This is a genomic window from Actinophytocola sp. (genome assembly GCF_035942955.1).
Classification (GTDB): domain Bacteria; phylum Actinomycetota; class Actinomycetes; order Mycobacteriales; family Pseudonocardiaceae; genus DASYTH01.
Window position 1 is genome coordinate 1 of the sequence record NZ_DASZCQ010000303.1, and the last position, 15,742, is coordinate 15,742.

Genomic DNA, 15,742 nt, shown 5'->3' on the forward strand with positions numbered 1-15,742 from the left:
ACCGCGCTTTGAAGCAACGCCAGTAGAGTTGCGAATATCGTGTCCGCCACGAAGAGAAGTACGCTGATGACAGCGGAAATCGCAATAACCACGATGGTGAGCCGAATCGTCTCTTCACGAGTCGGCCAGACCACCTTCCTCATCTCAGAGCGCACCTCGCGAAACGTGCGTATGATCACGTTTTCGCGCGGCTCTTTTTCTTTCTCTCTCACGACGGACATCCGCGTTCCTTATATATCAGGTTACAGGTTACAGGTTATAGGAAGATAGCTCCTTCTCCCTGTCCCCTGTCACCTGTCACCTAGGCCTGTATCCTGGTGACGACGCCGGCGCCGACCGTGCGCCCGCCCTCGCGGATCGCGAAGCCGAGGCCACGGTCCATCGCGACGGGCTTGCCGAGCTCGACGGTCATCGCGACGGTGTCACCCGGAAGGGCGATCGGCGCCTCATCCAGGCTGACGACGCCGACCACGTCGCAGGTCCGGAAGTAGAACTGCGGCCGGTAGTTGCCGGCGAACCCGGTGCGCCGGCCGCCTTCCTTGGCCGACAGCAGGTACACGTCGGCACGGAACCGGCGCACCGGGCGCACGCTGCCCGGCAGGCAGACCACCTGGCCGCGCCGCACCTCCTCGCGCCGCACGCCGCGCAGCAGCATGGCCGCGTTGTCCCCGGCCTGCGCCCGCTCCAGCGTCTTGCCGAAGGTCTCGAGACCCGTGCACACGCTGGACCGGGTCGGCCCGAGCCCGACGACCTCGACCGGCTCGCCGACGCCGATCGTGCCCCGCTCCACCGCGCCGGTCACCACGGTGCCCCGCCCGGTGATCGTCAGGACGTTCTCGATCGGCATCAGGAACGGCAGGTCGAGCGCCCGCGGCGGCACGGCACGTGCTCGTCCACGGCCTCGAGCAGCTCGAGGACGGCCCGAGTCCAGACCGGGTCGCCGGCCAGCGCCCGCAGCCCGGACACCCGCACGACCGGCACGGCGGCGCCGTCGAACCCGTACCGCGTCAGCAGCTCCCGGATCTCCAGCTCCACCAGGTCGAGCAGCTCGGGGTCGGTGGCCAGGTCGGCCTTGTTCAGCGCCACCACGATGTGCGGCACGCCGATCCGCCGGGCCAGCACCACGTGCTCGCGGGTCTGCGGCATGGCACCGTCCTGAGCGGACACCACGAGGATCACGCCGTCCAGCTGCGCCGCTCCGGTGATCATGTTCTTCACGTAGTCGGCATGCCCCGGCATGTCCACATGCGCGTAGTGCCGGGTCGCGGTCTCGTACTCGACGTGCGCGATGTTGATCGTGATCCCGCGGGCGATCTCCTCCGGCACCCGGTCGATGCCCTCGAACGCGACGAACTTCGTCGCGGCCGGGTCCTGCTCCGCGAGCACCTTGGTGATCGCCGCCGTCAGCGTGGTCTTGCCGTGGTCGACGTGACCCATGGTGCCGATGTTGAGGTGCGGCTTGGTCCGCACGTATTGCGGCTTGCTCATCGATGTTTCCCTGGTCTGTGGCTGACGTTCAGGACCTCGCAAAGCGGTCCACCCTCCCCCACCGGTCCTGAGGGGAGCGTGGGGAAGGGTCAGCGTCGGGCGCCCGCCAGGGCGGCCGCGACCGAGCCCGGCAGGCAGAAGCCCGCGGGCAGATCGGTCACGGCCACGATGAACACGATCGGCAAGGATGCCAGCCGCCCGCCGACACGGTCACCCGAATTTCGGCGCGGCCGCTCGCGCCGTTGCCGGCTGCCGCCGACGGTGCTACGGTCGAGTTGACCGAATCGACATTTCTGGTCAAATGTTCAGCCGGTCAAACGAGGTGGCGCATGCGGGAACCGGTGAGCCGGACCGACCGGATCCTCGATGCCGCGGGCCAGTTGCTGCTGCGGTTCGGGTACCGGAAGGTCACCATCGAGGACGTCTCCCGCCGGGCGGGCATCGGCAAGGGCACCGTCTACCTGCACTGGCGCACCAAGCAGGAGCTGTTCGAGGCGTTGCTGCGGCGGGAGTCCATCGCCCTCATCGTGCGGCTGCTCGAGCGGCTGCGCGCGGATCCGGCCGAGGTCCGGCCGCATCGCATGAGCCGCGGCACCTTCCTGGCCTGCCTCGACGCGCCGCTGATGCTGGCCTTGGTCACCGGGGACAGCGAGCTGCTCGGTCAGCTGCGGGACAGCCCGCACGCGGGACAGGACCTGGTCGCGACCGACCAGATCTACGACATCTGGGCGCGGCACGGCCTGATCCGCACGGACGTGCCGAACCTGCGGTACGCGATGACCGCGGTGTCGACCGGCTTCTACCTGATCGAAGGCGATCCGGCGAGCGCGAGCCTGGATGCGCAGGCCAAGGCGGACGCGTTGGCGCACACCATTCGGGTCGCGTTCGAGCCGGCCGGTCGGCCGAGCCGGCGGGCGCTCGCGGCCGCGGCCGCCGAGGTGGCTGCGGTCAGCGACGACATCATCGGCAGCTATCGCAAGTGGATCTACTCTGACAATGGGGAAACGTCATGAGCACCATCACCGACACCTGGGGAGTTCACGAGCAGCAGTTCTGGCTGCGCGGGCAGGTACCCGCCGATCCGGTGGAGCACAAGCCGGATCTGGGGCTGTGGCACGTCTACGGCTACCCGGAGGCGGTACGCATCCTCGGCGACCCCGCCACCTTCTCGTCGAACACCAACCGCAAGGTCGCCGAGGCGGAGGGGGTCACGGCAGGCAACATCATGCAGCTGGACCCGCCGGAGCACCGCAAGCTGCGCACCCTGGTCAGCCACGCGTTCACGCCGAAGGTCGTCGCGAACCTCGAACCCCGGATCGCCGAGCTCACGCACGAGCTGCTTGACGCGGTCGCCGGCCGCGACCGGCTGGAGCTGGTCGCCGACCTCGCCTATCCGTTGCCGGTCATCGTCATCGCCGAGCTGCTCGGCGTGCCGAGCGGCGACCGGGCGCTGTTCAAGCAGTGGGTCGACAACCTGCTCGCCAACCCACAGCAGTTCTCCCTCAGCGAGAAAAACGAAGAGCAGGACCGCCGGATGAAGGTGGCGCTGCAAGAAGTCGAGCACTTCAAGAGCTACCTCGGCGAGCACACCGCGCGCCGCAGGCGCGACCCGCGCGAGGACCTGCTCAGCAAGCTCGTCGAGGCCGAAGTGGACGGTGACCGGCTGACCGACGAGCAGATCGTGAACTTCGCCATGATCCTGCTGATCGCCGGGCACATCACCACCACCATGCTGCTGGGCAACACGATCCTCTGCCTGGACCGCCGCCCCGAGCAGGCGGCACTGGTGCGCGCCGACCGCTCCCTGCTGCCGCAGGCGATCGAGGAGTCGCTGCGGTTCCTCACCCCGTTCGCCGCGCTCGGCCGGGTCACCAACACCGAGGTCCAGCTCGCCGGCCACGCCATCCCCACCAACGAGATCCTCCTGGTGTGGATCGCCGCGGCCAACCGGGATCCACGCCAGTTCACCGACCCGAACACCTTTGACGTGACCCGGGATCCCAACCCACACCTCGGGTTCGGGCGCGGCATCCACTTCTGCATCGGGGCGCCACTGGCCCGGCTGGAGGGCCGGGTCGCCCTGAACGTCCTGCTCGACCGCTACCCGACGCTGCGCACCGACCCGCAATCGCCACCGGAGTTCATGCCCCACCCCAACATGACCGGCGTTCGCGCTCTGCCCCTGCTGCTGGACTGACCCGACGCGAGCGCCGGCCGACCCGGATCCCGGGTCAGACGAAGAGCCGCTCGATCTCGCCGGGTGGGCCGGCGGCGCCGAACAACGGGCCGCTGGCGGTCTTGGCGCCGATGTCGCGCCACCACGCCAGTTGGTCCTCGGTCTCGATGTGGCCGACGATGACCGAGGCGTCGGTGCTGCCGACGAGCGGGACGAGGTCGCGTATGGCGCGGACGAAGAGGGTGTCCTTGTCCATGCCGCGGGTGACCCGGCTGATCACGCGCTTGGCCATCTTGACGGCGCCGACCGGAAGGTCCTCAAGGCAGGCCAGATCGCCGCGGGTGGTGCCGAACTCGTGCAGTACCACGGAGATTCCGAGGTCGACCAGGATGTCGAGGTTGTCCTCGGCAAGGCCGTCGATCATGCACAGGGCCTGGACGGGCATGCCGAGGCGCAGTTGCTTGTTGGGCATGCCGGTATCGAGCAGGGCGGCCTGAACCGTGGACACGAGATCCGGATCGGCGGCCTGCTGCCGGTTCAGCTCGACGTAGAGCTGCGGGAGATCGCCGGACACCCGGTGCTTCCAGGACATGATCTGCTCGCAGGCGCGGCTGAGCACCCACCGGCCGATCGGCAGGCTCAGCCCGGTCTCCTCGAGCACCTCGATGACCCGGTCATGGTCCAGCAAACCCTGGGTCGCGTGGTCCCAACGCAGAAGTGGTTGCACCGCAACGATTGTACGGTCCTCGACGGAGACGAGCGGTTGGTACTCCAGCTCGATGTCGCCGCTCTCCCAGGCGCCGGGGATGGACGCGGCCAGGTTGTACCGGGTTCGGTCGCGCTCCCCCAACTCGCGGTCGACCATCGCCCACTGCCGGCGGCCGGACGCCTTGAGCCGGCGCAGCGTGATGTCCGTGGCTTGTAACAGCTCCGTCGGATTCGCGTCGGCCGGCGGCGACTCGAGCACGGCGATGCACGCGGTGGTGGCGACGCCGTTGTCGGCGACGTAGAACGGTTCGCCGAGCTCGTCGTTGATCCGCTGGGCGATGGCCGCCGCGGCCGGCGTCGACGGCGTGGTCTCGATCATGATGCCGAACTCGTCGGCGTCGAGCCGGGCCACCAGCGCCGACTCCTCCTCCACGACCGAGTTCAGCCGCTGCGCGACGACCTGCAGCAGCCGGTCGCCGACGTGCCGGCCGGGGCCGTCGTTGACCGCGGCGAAGCCGTCGAGGTCGATGTGGAACAGGGTGATCGACTCGACGGCGTGCTTGCCGGCCAGCGCCTCCTCGATCTTGCTGATGAACCGCTGCCGGTTGGCCAGCCCGGTCAGCGCGTCGTGCGTGGCCTGGAACCGCAGCTGGTCCTCGAGCAGGTACTTGTCGGAGATGTCCTCCACCGTGGTGACGTAGTGCCGCGGCGTGCCGTCCGGGTGGCGCAGCACCGAGCAGGACAGGTACACCAGCACCTCGTCGCCACCCTTGCGCAGCAGCTTTCGCCGTTCCCGGAACGGAAGCGTGTCCTCATCGAGCAGCTCCCGGTACCGCAGCGTCAGGTACTCGGTCTCGTCCGGGTGGAACAGCTCCTGCAGCTTCTTACCGGCCAGCTCCCGGCTCGGGTACTCCAGGATGTCGGCCAGCGCCCGGTTGGTCCGCACCAGCGAGCCGTTCAGGTCGCTGATCGCCATCCCCACCGACGACGACGTGAAGATCTCGCGGAACAGCGCCTCGCTGGCCTGCAGGTCGCGCTCGACGTTCTCCTTGGCGTGCGTCAGCGCGCGCTTGATGTCCTCCTGCTCGGCGAACAACCGGGCCCGCATCCCGTTGGCGAACCCACCGGACAGCGCGCCGAGCACGGCCGCGACCCGCACCGGCAGCCGCTGCACGCCGCACAGTTCCGGAAGCTCCGGCAGCGCGGCGGCGAGCAGGTCGACCGAGCAGCGCAGGCAGACCGGCTTGGTCATGCCGAACTCGACCATCTCGGCGCCAAGATCGGCGGCCGGGTCGGCGGTGAAGTCGCCGGCTCGGATGAGCGTGGTCAGCCGGTCGACGAACCCGAGCAACGCGCCCTCGATCTCGTCGCGAGACCGCGCCACGTAGATGACCTGAGTCAGCGCCCCAGCCCACTGTCTGGCCAGCTCAGCTCGGTCCACCGGCGCCGTCCATGGGCCACGTCATCGCGCTGTCCTTCTCAACGAGCCAGGAGAAAACGTTAACAGTTGCCGTTTAAGTGGTGCTAGTGGGTGGAGAGACCACTCTGCACCTAATCGGGCACGAAGCGCCACCCTCGACACGCACATCCGGTGGCCCGGGCTGTACCCCAAAAGAGTGAATCACGGCTTGTAACCAACCCCGGCGTACATATTGGAACGCTTCCAGTCGTCGCGGCCGTCGTCCGGGCGTTCCGGGCGCCACTGCGGGGTGTACACGACGCCGGGCGCCACGAGCTCGAACCCGTCGAACATCCGGACGATCTCAGCGTGCGTGCGCGGGTGGATCGGATCCTGGCTGAACCCGCACATCCGCACCGCGTCGGCCATTCCGGCGGGCGCGCTGTCGGACGTCATCGCCGACAGCGCCAGATAGCTCCCGGCGGGCAGCACGTCCCGGTACCGGGCGGCCATCCCCCACGGGTCGTCGGAGTCGGGGATGAACTGCACGACGCCGACCATGAGCAGCCCCAGCGGCTCGCTGAAGTCGATGAGCCGCTTGGTCGTCGGCGATCCCAGGACCGCCTCCGGCTCGCGCATGTCGGCCTGGATGACCGCGGCCAGGTCGTTGCCCTCGAGGAGCAGCTCGCTGTGCGCCACCGCGACCGGCTCGTAGTCGACGTACACCACCCGGGTCTCCGGGCAGACCTGCTGCGCCACCTCGTGCACGTTGCCGACGGTCGGAATGCCGGAGCCGAGGTCGAGGAATTGGCGGATCCCCTGCTCCACCAGAAACAGCACGGCCCGGCGCAGAAACCCCCGGTTCATCCTGGCCATGTCGGGCGCCGGCAGCACGCTGGCCAGCCGCTCGGCCATCGCCCGGTCCCCCGCGAAGTTGTGGCCTCCTCCCAGCAGATAGTCGTATACCCGCGCAGCGCTGGGCCGGTCCACGTTGACGGTTTCCGGAACCCAGCTCGAAGTCAAAACCACCACGCACTTCCAGTCGGTTGTCGGACAGTAACGAGCAGACTACTGAGTACCATCCGCCGATCAGGACCGGAAGGGTCGTAATGCTCCTGGGTTAACCCACGTGTCCGACGATGTGCTCCGGCCGGACCGGGATCCGGGTCAGCGCCCGGCCGGTGGCGGCGCGGATGGCGGCAACGATGGCCGGGGTGGAGGAGATGGTCGGGGGCTCGCCGACGCCCCGCAGACCGTACGGAGCGTGCGGGTCGGCCAACTCGAGGACGTCAATCGACATCGGGGGCATGTCGAGAACGGTCGGGATCAGGTAGTCGGTGAACGACGGGTTGCGGATCTTGCCGTCGACCACCTGGATCTCCTCCATCACGGCGAGCCCGAGGCCCTGCGCCGAGCCGCCCTGGATCTGGCCGAGCACGGCGTCTGGGTTCATCGCCCGGCCCACGTCCTGCGCGCAGGCCAGCTCGACGACGCGCACCAGGCCCAGCTCGACGTCCACGTCGACCACGGCCCGGTGCGCCGCGAACGCGTACTGGACGTGCGCGTTTCCCTGACCGGTCAACGGATCCAGCCCCTCGGTGGGGCGGTGCCGCCACTGGACGGTCCGCTCGACGACCCGATCTCCCAGCACCTCAACAAGGTCGAGTTCGTCGAGCGAGGCGGCGCCGGCCAGCTCGAGCACCTCGGCGCGCACGGCCTCGCACGCCGCGCGCACCGCGCCGCCGGTGACGTAGCTCTGCCGGGAGGCGGAGCTGGACCCGGCGCTGCCGATCGACGTGTCGGCAGGCTGGATAGTCACCCGCTGCACACCCAGCTCGGTCCTTGCGATCTGCGCCTGCAGCGTGACCAGGCCCTGGCCCACCTCGGCGGCGGCGGTGTGCACCGAGACCACCGGCTCGCCGCCGATCACCTCGAGGCGCACCCGGGCGGTGGAGTAGTCGTCGAAGCCCTCGGAGAAGCAGACGTTCTTGATCCCCACGCCGTAGCCGACGCCGCGCACCACGCCCTCGCCGTGCGTGGTGTTGGAGACGCCGCCCGGCATCTCGCGGAGGTCCACCGGGGTGGCGACCGGCGGCGGCAGCGGCTTGTCCCGCACCCGCTCGAGCAGCTCGGCGACCGGTGCCGGCGAGTCGATCACCTGCCCGGTCGGCATGGTGTCGCCCTCGGCGAGGGCGTTGCGGATGCGCAGCTCCACCGGGTCCATGCGCAGCGCCGCGGCCAGCTTGTCCATCTGGGACTCGTAGCCGAACGCCGCCTGCACCGCGCCGAAGCCGCGCATGGCCCCGCACGGCGGGTTGTTGGTGTACATGCCGCGGCAGTCCACGGACACGTTGGGCACCCGGTACGGCCCGACGCCGAGGGTCGCCGCGTTCGCCGAGACGGCCGAGGTGGTGGACGCGTACGCGCCGCCGTCGAGCAGGATCTCGGCGCGCACGTACACCAGGTCGCCGTCGGAGGTGGCGCCGTGCTCGTAGCGCAGCACGGCCGGATGCCGGTGCACGTGGCCGAAGAACGACTCCTCCCGGCCGTACACCAGTTTTACCGGTTTAAGGGTGTGCAGGGCCAGCATGCACGCGTGGACCTGCATGGACAGGTCCTCGCGCGCGCCGAACGCCCCGCCGACGCCGGCCAGGTGCAGCCGGACCTTCTCGGCCGGCAGCCCGAGCGCCCTTGCCACCTGCTTCTGGTCGACGTGCAGCCACTGCGTCGCTATATAAAGGTCGACGCCGCCGTCCTCGGCCGGCACCGCGAGCCCCGACTCCGGCCCGAGGAACGCCTGGTCCTGCATGCCCACCGTGTACTCGCCGGTGACCACGACGTCGGCGGTCGGGTTCGGCTCGCCCCGGCGGATCCGCACGTGCCGCACGACGTTTCCGGCCGGGTTGTCCGGGTGCAGCACCGGGGCCGCGGCGGTCAACGCGACCTCGGGGTCGGTGACCGGGTCGTGCACCTCGTAGTCGACCACGATCCGGTCGACGGCCCGGCGCGCGGTCTCCGGGTGGTCGGCGGCGACCACGGCGATCGGCTCGCCCTGGTAGCGGACCACGGTCGCGGCCAGCACCGGTTGGTCGGGATGCTCGAGCCCATAGATGTTGTCACCGGGCACGTCGTCGTGGGTCAGCACGGCGGACACCCCGGGCAGGGCGAGCGCGGCCGAGATGTCGATCGACTTGATCGTGGCGTACGGGTGCGGGCTGCGCAGGGTGGCGCCCCAGAGCATCTCGTCGGCCCACAGGTCGGAGGAGTACGCGAACTCGCCGCGGACCTTCAGCGCGCCGTCCGGCCGGACCGGGCTGTCGCCGATGCGACCCGTCACGGTCGTCGTCAATGCCGTGGTCATCGACCCGCCTCCAACCGCTCGCTCGCCGCCCGCAACTCGGCGGCGACGTCTACTTCGGACACTCCGGCGATCTCGCCGTCCTCGACCACGGTCCGCCCGCCGACCAGCAGCAGGGCCAGCGGCGGCAGCGCGCCGAGCACCAGCGCGGCCACCGGGTCGGCGATCCCGGCGTGCTCGAGCCGGTCAAGCCGCCACAGCGCGAGGTCGGCCTGCTTGCCCGGTTCGAGGGAGCCGATCTCCTCCTGCCGGCCGAGGCACCGGGCGCCGCCCATCGTGCCCAGCCACAGCGCCTTCCGCGCGGTCAGCGCGTCCGGCCCGCCGCGCAGCCGAGCCAGGTAGGTGGCCCAACGCAGCTCCACACCCAACCCCCCGTCCTCATTGGACGCGGCACCGTCCACCCCGAGCCCGACCGGGGCGCCGGCGTCGAGCAGGTCGCGCACCCTGGCGATCCCGGCGCCGAGCCGGGCGTTGGACGTCGGGCAGTGCGCGACCCCGGTTCCGGCCGCCCCGAGCCGGCGCACCGCGCCGTCGGACAGGTGGATTCCGTGGGCCAGCCACACGTCCCCGCCCAGCCAGCCCAGCTTCTCGGCGTACTCGGCCGGGGTGGCGCCGAACTCGGCCCTGCACTGCTCCTCCTCGTCGGCCGTCTCGGCGAGGTGGGTGTGCAGCCGAACTCCCTTGTAGCGGGCCAACTCCATCGCCGCGCTCATCAGCTCGGGCGTCACCGAGAACGGCGAGCACGGCCCGACCGCGACGCGCACCATCGCGCCAGGCGACGGGTCGTGGTAGCGGTCGATGGCCGCCTCGGTGCCGGCCAGCGCGTCGTCCATGGATTCCACGATGGAGTCCGGCGGGAGGCCGCCCTTCGACTCGCCGCGGTCCATCGACCCGCGGACGGCGTGCAGGCGGACACCCACCCGGTGCGCCGCCTCCACCACGGACGCGAGCAGGTCGCCCCGGCCGCGGGGGAACACATAGTGATGGTCGGCCGCGGTGGTGCAGCCGGTGCGGGCGAGCCGGGTCAGCCCGGCGGTCGCGGCCGCGTGGGTGATCTCCTCGTCGATGCCCGCCCAGACCGGGTAGAGCGCGGTCAGCCACTGGAAGAGGGTGGATTCCTGGGCCAGGCCCCTTGTCGCCCACTGGTACAGGTGATGGTGGGTGTTCACCAGACCCGGGGTGACCAGGCAGCCCCGCCCGTCCACCCGGCGGTCCCCCGCGGTCGGCGCCGGGCCGGCCCCGACCGCCTCGATCAGTCCATCGTGGACGATCACGTGGCCGGTGGGGTGCTCGGTGCCCTCGGCGTCCACGGTGGCGACGGCGGCGCCGTCGATCACGATCCTCATGATCCGCCACCGGCCGCGAGCCGGACCGCGTCCAGGATCTTCTCGTATCCGGTGCAGCGGCACAGGTTTCCGGCCAGCGCCTCCCTGATCTCGGCGTCCGACGGGTGCGGGTTGCGGTTGATCAGGTCGTGCGCGGCGACCACCAGGCCCGGCGTGCAGAACCCGCACTGCACGGCCCCGGTGCGCACGAACGCCTCCTGCATGGGGTCGAGCTCGTCGCCCGAGCCGAGCCCCTCCACGGTGCGCACCCGCCGGCCCTCGGCCTGTCCGGCCGCCACCAGGCAGGCACACACCGGCACATCGTCCAGATATACCGTGCACGATCCGCATTCGCCCTGCTCGCAGGCGTTCTTCGCGCCGGGAAGGCCGAGCCGCTCGCGCAGCACGTAGAGCAGGCTCTCGCCCGGCCAGACATCATCGGCGGTGCGCGGCTCCCCGTTCACCTCGACGGTCACCCTGATCATGACCACCCTCCCGAGCAGTAGTCCCGCCAGGCCCACGCCAGCGTGCGGCGGGCCAGCACGGACAGCGCGTGCCGCCGGTACGCGGCGGTGCCGCGCACGTCGTCGATCGGCCGGGCGGCCGCCCCGACCAGCTCGCCGAACCGGCCGAGCACGGTGTCCGGCAACGGCGCCCGCGACTCCCAGCGGCCGGCCATCTCGGCGGCGGCGAACGCCTCGGCGGCCGGCGCACGCAGCGGGGTCGGCCCGGCCGAGCCGATCCCGGTGCCGACGGCCCGGCGGCCGGGGTCGATGGCGACGGCGAACGAGCACACCGCGATGACCATCGCGTTGCGGGTGCCGACCTTGGCGAACTGCTGCGGGCCGGGCGCCATCGGCACCAGCACCGCGGTGACCAGCTCGTCGGGGTCGAGCGCGGATCGCTTGGGGCCGAGGAAGAACTCCTCGGCCGGCAGCGTCCGCGACCCGCGCACCGAGGCGATCTCGACCACGCCCTGGCCGGCCAGCAGCGGCGGGTGGGCGTCCCCGGCCGGCGACGCCGAGCCCAGGTTTCCGCCGACCGTGCCACGGTTGCGGATCTGCGGCGAGCCCACCGTGCGCGCGGCCATGGCCAGCCCCGGCAGCCGGGCGCCGAGCTCGGTGATGATCCGGGTGTACGGCACACCGGCGCCGATGCGGATCGCGCCGTCGTCGGTGTCCCATTCGGACAGCTCGGCGACCCTGGTCAGGTCCAGCAGCGCGGCCGGCCGGCGCACGTCGAAGTTCAGCTCGACCATGACGTCGGTGCCGCCGGCGATCGGCACGGCGTCCGGGCGCTCGGCCTTCATGGCCAGCGCCTCGGCCAGCGAGCCGGGCCTCAGGAAGTCCATTGTGTACTCACCACCAGGCCAGCCCGGCCGGCGGCGCGTCGTCGCGCAGCACGGTTCCCTCGATCAGGCCGTACGGCCGGTCCGCCGCGTAGAAGACCTCGCCGGGATTGTCCAACCCGAACGGCGCCAGGTCCACCAGGAAGTGGTGCTTGTTGGGCAGCGCCAGCCGCACCTCGACCACTTCGTCCCGTGTGGACAGCACCCGTTGGCCCATGGCGTACAGGGTCTGCTGCAGCGAAAGGCTGTGCGTGTCGGCGAACGCCGCCAGCAGGTGGCGCGTCGACCCGGCGTACGAGGCGGCCCAGTCGGCCCGCTCGGCCGCGACGTGCCGCCACCGGGCGGTAACCGCGGTGGCCAGGATCCGGTCGGTGGTCTCGGGCAGCGTGGTGTACCGGTCCTTGTGGTAGCCGTGGAACTCCGACCCGGTCGTGTTGAGCACCACCAAATCCTCCACTCCGGACACCACCCAGGCCTGCTCGCCGTCGTAGCAGACGGTGGCGGTCCGGGTGCCGGCGCCGCGGCTGAATGAGTGGTGGCCCAGCCGGTCCCAGGTGTACTGCTGGATGTGCACCCTGGCCCGGTGGATCGTCGGCGTCTCGTCGACGAAGTGCCGGGCCAGCCGCAGGCCGAAGTCCTCGATCTGGCCCACCCCGTCGCGGGCGAACGCGTACACCGTGTTCTTCTGCGTGTCGGTGGGCAGCACCCCGCTGTTGTCCCCGGTGAGATGGGTGGCGGCCAGGTCGCCGGCCAGCGTGGTGGTGACGTTGAGGTCGGTGATGGTGTGCCGGTCGGTGCCGCGGTCCACCCGGACCAGCCGGGTCTCGGCCTTGCCGTACCGGTTGTCGCCGAGCACGATACCCATGATCAGCTCCCCCGGTAGGTCGAGTAGCCGAACGGGCTGATCAACAGCGGCACGTGGTAGTGCTCGGTCGGGTCGGTGATCCGGAAGGCGACGGTCACCTCGGGGAAGAAGGCGGGCTGGCCGAGGCTGGTGAAGTACGGGCCGGTCCCGAAGGTCAGCCGGTAGACCGCCGGCTGGTCGAACTCCCCCTTGGCCCGCCCGTCGGCACCGATCTGCAGCTCCCCCAGCATGGTCCAGCTTCCGTCGGGATCCCGCCGTTCCAGCCGGACCGCGATGCCGGCCGCCGGGCAACCCCGGCTGGTGTCCAGGACGTGGGTGGACAGGCTCACGCCATCACCTCGCAAGCTTCGGTGACGGCCAGCCCGCCGCCTCGTCCCCCGGCGGCGGAACAGTATTCATTGTTCGCTCCGCAAGCTCCGCCAAGCCTGCGTCTTCTCGTTCCTCCAAGACGCAGGAGCATCGAATGGTTCGCTCCGCAAGCTCCGCTCATGCCCCGACCAGCTTCCGCAGCCGCAGGTTGGCGATCTGGCGCAGCTCCTCGCGGACGGTCTCGCGCTCGGTGGACGGGTCGTTGCCGAGCCGGGCGCGCAGGGCGGCGAGGATCTCCTCGGCGGACCGGCCGGTGGCGTTGATCACGAACAGGTGGCCGAAGCGCCGCTCGTACTCGGCGTTGGCGGCCCGCAGCTCCTCCTGCAGCTCGAGGTCGCCGCGGGCCTCGGACTGCTCGTCGCGCGACCAGCTCGCCTCCCGGCTCTCCCCGGTGACCCGCTCGCCGATCCGCGGGTGCGCGGCAAGGGCCTGCTCGATGTCCGCCCAGTCCAGCTTGGCGAACACCCGGTCGGACACCTGCTCCAGCGTCGCGACATCGTGGTACGGCCGGTGCACGATCAGCTCGTCGGCCCAGCGCCGGGCGGCGCAGCAGGCCAGCAGCTCGCGCTCGGCGTGCTCCGGCTCGGCCTCGTTCAACGTTTCCAGCGGCGACTCGGTCGGCATCATGGCACTGTATATCGCCGCAGGTGACCGGTCAGATGCTGTGCACTACCACGGTCGCGACCTCGATCGCGTGCTCGCAGGCCCGGCCGTCGCCAGCGCGCTGCCCGGCGTGCACGCGCACGCTCTGGGTGTCGGTCAGCCCGACCACGACCGAGCAGGTCGCGCTCGGCAGCTCGTGGCTGTGCCCCAGCGCCGCGGCCGGCTGGCCGCCGATGGTCAGCGGCTCCAGCCACGGCTCCCCGGTGCTCCCGATCGACGCGCCCGCGCCGGTCCGATACTCGTAGCCGAGCCGATCCTGGCCCAGGTACAAATCGATGAGCAGCAGCGGCGACACCGGCGGCAGCCACGAGCAGGACCAGTGCTTCTCGGACGGAATCCCGTCGGGCATCCCCGGGCCCGGATACCCCAGCCCCGCCGCCCGCGCGCCGGGAAGAAGGTCGCACGCCCGCCAGGCAAAGGCGCCCGCGTCCAGCTGCCGCGGAATCGGCGGCCGCGCCGGCTGCTCATCCCCGCACCCGGTCACCAGCACCGCCAGCACAACCACCCACACCGCGCGCACAGTATGGATATCGCCCAACCCGACCCTAGGGTTCCGGCAAAATGCCGGTGTGTCCCGCCTCCCGGCAGCCGTGTCCCGCCTCCCGGCAGCCGTGTCCCGACCTCGTCAGCTCGGCCCGGCGACCAGTTCCTCGCGCGGGGGGGTGAGCCCTGAAACCGAGGGCCGCGCCCCAGCGGGTTTCGACAAAGCCGGCCACGCCCCCGACCCCGATTCCGGACGTTCGCCGGAACACGAACTATGTAGACATGAGCCGACGACGGCGCCGGGCACCGGTCATGGGGTGCGAACTGTGCGTCATCATCTCGGCTCGGCCAGCAGCTCCTCGAGCGCGTGGTGAGCACTGAACCCCTGGGTTCCACCAAGATCGCCAGGTGAGAACCGAGGGCCGCGCGGCGCGCTGCGCGCACTGAGTGCGGCGCGGCCCTCGGTTCTGGCACCGCGATCTGCGGCACCGCGCCCAGCAACGGTTTCGACAAAGGCGCCCGCGCCGCGCGGCCGTTGTTGGCACGGCGATCTGCGGTGCGGGGGCACCGATCGAGGGGTGCGGTTGTGCGTGGTCAGCTGAGTTCGGCGAGCAGTTCATCGAGCTGGCGGGTGAGGGCGGAGGGTGTGCCGGGGACGAGGGTGACCCAGCGCTGGGCGCCGGTTGGCTTGCGGGTGAACAGGTAGCGGCCGGCGGTGGTGTCGTAGACGCTGACCACGTGGCCGGCGCGGCGGCGGCGGTCGAACGTGCGGGTGCGGGCGGCGCCGAAGTGGGCGAAACCCACGGTGCCGGCGGCAAGGTCGGCGATCTTGTAGGCCTCGGACTTGCCGAGGCCCGAGGAGATCAGCGTGCGCGCGAGGCTGGCGGGGTCGCGGCCGGAGCGGGCCACGGCGGCGTCCAGGGTCTCGGCCGGCAGGGTGATCGACACGCCGGTGCCTGGCGGGTGCGGCGGCAGCAGCGACACCGCCGCCCCGATCATCTCGCCGGCCGGGAACGTGCGCAGGGTCAGGCGATCCTCGTCGCGGATCGCGATGGTGGCCGTGGTGGTCGTGGCGGGGTTCGCCGCGATGAGGGCGCTCACCGTCCGGCCGTCCGGCCGCCGCAGCCGGGCGTCGACCTCCCATTCCGGGCGGGCCAGCATGCGCAGCCGGAAGACCACGCGGCCGTCCACCGCCGTGGGCCAGCCGAGTTCCTTGTCCGCCAACGACTCCCACGCCTCGGCGGTCAGCTCGGCACGCTCCTCGAGGGTGGCGCCGTGGGAGTCGAGCTCGAATATCGGTGGGAACGGGCCGAGCTGGAGGTGCTCCCACAACACGTCGTACTCCAGCGCGGACAGCGTGATCGTCTGCCCCACGACGCGGACCCGTCAGCTCGCCTCCGGATCCGGGTCGTCGCCGATCACCGGCGGGGACACCGGCGGGCCGCCGGCGTCCCAGAACTCGTCGTGGTAGCCCCGCAGGAAATCCGGCGAGCGGTGCTCGGCGTCCTCGGCTCGGCGCGCGGCGGCGGCCGGCAGCAACGAGCCCGTCCCGGACGCGGC

At 71.0% G+C, this 15,742-nt stretch carries 14 protein-coding genes and 1 pseudogene; 2 read left to right on the forward strand and 13 right to left on the reverse strand.

The window, feature by feature from the left end; translation table 11 throughout:
- On the reverse strand, positions 1-221 hold a 221-nt coding region (secE, locus tag VGX25_RS30425; RefSeq protein WP_326921388.1), incomplete at its 3' end, for a preprotein translocase subunit SecE.
- 80 nt (positions 222-301) lie between these two features.
- A pseudogene (gene tuf / locus VGX25_RS30430) lies at positions 302-1,488 on the reverse strand (elongation factor Tu).
- Between the two features lie 329 nt (positions 1,489-1,817).
- On the opposite strand from tuf, the gene VGX25_RS30435 reads away from it, so the two are divergent.
- Both VGX25_RS30435 and VGX25_RS30440 read left to right on the forward strand, forming a co-directional pair.
- Positions 1,818-2,501, forward strand: coding sequence for a helix-turn-helix domain-containing protein (locus tag VGX25_RS30435; RefSeq protein ID WP_326921389.1), 684 nt, complete (start codon positions 1,818-1,820; stop codon positions 2,499-2,501).
- A complete protein-coding gene (locus VGX25_RS30440; protein WP_326921390.1) occupies positions 2,498-3,685 on the forward strand; it encodes a cytochrome P450 in 1,188 nt (395 codons plus the stop codon). The genes VGX25_RS30435 and VGX25_RS30440 overlap by 4 nt, the downstream gene beginning before the upstream one ends.
- A gap of 34 nt (positions 3,686-3,719) precedes the next feature.
- Here the strand turns inward: VGX25_RS30440 and VGX25_RS30445 are convergent, their stop codons facing one another.
- The 11 genes from VGX25_RS30445 to VGX25_RS30495 form a co-directional block, all read right to left on the reverse strand.
- Complete coding sequence (locus VGX25_RS30445; RefSeq protein ID WP_326921391.1) at positions 3,720-5,813, reverse strand: putative bifunctional diguanylate cyclase/phosphodiesterase; 2,094 nt, start codon at positions 5,811-5,813, stop codon at positions 3,720-3,722.
- 180 nt (positions 5,814-5,993) lie between these two features.
- Positions 5,994-6,803 (reverse strand): SAM-dependent methyltransferase, encoded by an 810-nt coding sequence (locus tag VGX25_RS30450; protein ID WP_326921392.1) that lies wholly within the window; start codon positions 6,801-6,803, stop codon positions 5,994-5,996.
- 88 nt (positions 6,804-6,891) lie between these two features.
- Positions 6,892-9,132 (reverse strand): xanthine dehydrogenase subunit D, encoded by a 2,241-nt coding sequence (gene pucD, locus VGX25_RS30455; RefSeq protein ID WP_326921393.1) that lies wholly within the window; start codon positions 9,130-9,132, stop codon positions 6,892-6,894.
- On the reverse strand, positions 9,129-10,475 hold the full coding sequence (locus VGX25_RS30460; RefSeq protein WP_326921394.1) for an 8-oxoguanine deaminase: 1,347 nt from the start codon (positions 10,473-10,475) through the stop codon (positions 9,129-9,131). The genes pucD and VGX25_RS30460 overlap by 4 nt, the downstream gene beginning before the upstream one ends.
- Complete coding sequence (locus tag VGX25_RS30465; RefSeq protein WP_326921401.1) at positions 10,472-10,936, reverse strand: (2Fe-2S)-binding protein; 465 nt, start codon at positions 10,934-10,936, stop codon at positions 10,472-10,474. Before VGX25_RS30465 ends, VGX25_RS30460 begins: the two co-directional genes overlap by 4 nt.
- The gene (locus tag VGX25_RS30470) at positions 10,936-11,805 is read right to left on the reverse strand and encodes an FAD binding domain-containing protein (protein WP_326921395.1); all 870 of its coding nucleotides are present in this window, start codon (positions 11,803-11,805) and stop codon (positions 10,936-10,938) included. The genes VGX25_RS30465 and VGX25_RS30470 overlap by 1 nt, the downstream gene beginning before the upstream one ends.
- 7 nt (positions 11,806-11,812) lie before the next feature.
- Positions 11,813-12,667 carry a factor-independent urate hydroxylase gene (gene pucL / locus VGX25_RS30475; protein WP_326921396.1) on the reverse strand — a complete coding sequence of 285 codons (855 nt, stop codon included), beginning with the start codon at positions 12,665-12,667 and terminating at the stop codon, positions 11,813-11,815.
- 2 nt (positions 12,668-12,669) lie between these two features.
- Positions 12,670-12,996 (reverse strand): hydroxyisourate hydrolase, encoded by a 327-nt coding sequence (gene uraH, locus VGX25_RS30480; protein WP_326921397.1) that lies wholly within the window; start codon positions 12,994-12,996, stop codon positions 12,670-12,672.
- 157 nt (positions 12,997-13,153) lie between these two features.
- A complete protein-coding gene (gene uraD, locus VGX25_RS30485; protein ID WP_326921398.1) occupies positions 13,154-13,663 on the reverse strand; it encodes a 2-oxo-4-hydroxy-4-carboxy-5-ureidoimidazoline decarboxylase in 510 nt (169 codons plus the stop codon).
- A 28-nt stretch (positions 13,664-13,691) separates the two neighbouring features.
- Positions 13,692-14,210, reverse strand: coding sequence for a DUF3558 family protein (locus tag VGX25_RS30490; RefSeq protein ID WP_326921399.1), 519 nt, complete (start codon positions 14,208-14,210; stop codon positions 13,692-13,694).
- A gap of 566 nt (positions 14,211-14,776) precedes the next feature.
- Complete coding sequence (locus VGX25_RS30495; RefSeq protein WP_326921400.1) at positions 14,777-15,556, reverse strand: ESX secretion-associated protein EspG; 780 nt, start codon at positions 15,554-15,556, stop codon at positions 14,777-14,779.
- Between the last annotated feature and the right edge of the window lie 186 nt (positions 15,557-15,742).

Excerpts from the sequence above, each read along its gene's own strand:
- VGX25_RS30435 (WP_326921389.1), top strand. The coding sequence starts at position 1,818 with ATGCGGGAACCGGTGAGCCGGACCGACCGGATCCTCGATGCCGCGGGC.
- VGX25_RS30440 (WP_326921390.1), top strand. The coding sequence starts at position 2,498 with ATGAGCACCATCACCGACACCTGGGGAGTTCACGAGCAGCAGTTCTGG.
- pucD (WP_326921393.1), bottom strand. The coding sequence starts at position 9,132 with ATGACCACGGCATTGACGACGACCGTGACGGGTCGCATCGGCGACAGC.
- VGX25_RS30460 (WP_326921394.1), bottom strand. The coding sequence starts at position 10,475 with ATGAGGATCGTGATCGACGGCGCCGCCGTCGCCACCGTGGACGCCGAG.
- VGX25_RS30470 (WP_326921395.1), bottom strand. The coding sequence starts at position 11,805 with ATGGACTTCCTGAGGCCCGGCTCGCTGGCCGAGGCGCTGGCCATGAAG.
- pucL (WP_326921396.1), bottom strand. The coding sequence starts at position 12,667 with ATGGGTATCGTGCTCGGCGACAACCGGTACGGCAAGGCCGAGACCCGG.
- uraD (WP_326921398.1), bottom strand. The coding sequence starts at position 13,663 with ATGATGCCGACCGAGTCGCCGCTGGAAACGTTGAACGAGGCCGAGCCG.